Annotated in this window: 1 protein-coding gene; it reads left to right on the top strand. The window is 74.4% G+C overall.

Features of this window, described 5'->3' with window-relative positions; genetic code table 11:
- Positions 1 to 6: 6 nt before the first annotated feature.
- A complete protein-coding gene (locus CCN44_RS40290; RefSeq protein ID WP_086704094.1) occupies positions 7 to 162 on the top strand; it encodes an NADPH-dependent FMN reductase in 156 nt (51 codons plus the stop codon).
- Positions 163 to 622 lie beyond the last annotated feature (460 nt).

The following is a 622-nucleotide window of genomic DNA, read 5'->3' as shown; positions in this document are numbered from 1 at the left end:
CCCGAGGTGGTGGCGGAGCTGCGGGCCGCGGTCGGCGCGGCGGACGCCCTGCTGATCGTCACGCCGGAGTACGCCCACGGCACCTCCGGTGTGCTGAAGAACGCGCTGGAGTGGCTGGTCGGCGGCGGCNNNNGGACCTGCGCATCCCGCAGGCCACCCTGAAGATCGCCGACGGCCGGGTCACCGACGAGCCGACCCGCGAGGCCCTCGCCGCCCTCCTGGACGACCTCGCCCACGCCGTGGCCGAGGCCCGCGAGGCCAGCGGCACGTTCGCGTCCTGACGACCGACGCGGGACGGAGAAGCGAGAAACGGCAGGGGGTCCCCGGAACACTCCGGGGACCCCCTGCCGTCACTCTCCGGGACCGGCTAGAAGTCCTCGTACCAGGTCGCCGTGGAAGGCACCGTCGACCTGGACGAGGACTTCTAGCCGGTCCCGGAGAGTGACGGCAGGGGGTCCCCGGAGTGTTCCGGGGACCCCCTGCCGTTTCTCGCTTCTCCGTCCCGCGTCGGTCGTCAGGACGCGAACGTGCCGCTGGCCTCGCGGGCCTCGGCCACGGCGTGGGCGAGGTCGTCCCGGAGGGCGGCGAGGGCCTCGCGGGTCGGCTCTTCGGTGCCCCGGCC

It is taken from the genome of Streptomyces tricolor (assembly GCF_002155905.1).
GTDB classification, from domain to species: domain Bacteria; phylum Actinomycetota; class Actinomycetes; order Streptomycetales; family Streptomycetaceae; genus Streptomyces; species Streptomyces tricolor.
This window is presented reverse-complemented; position numbering and strand designations above follow the sequence as displayed.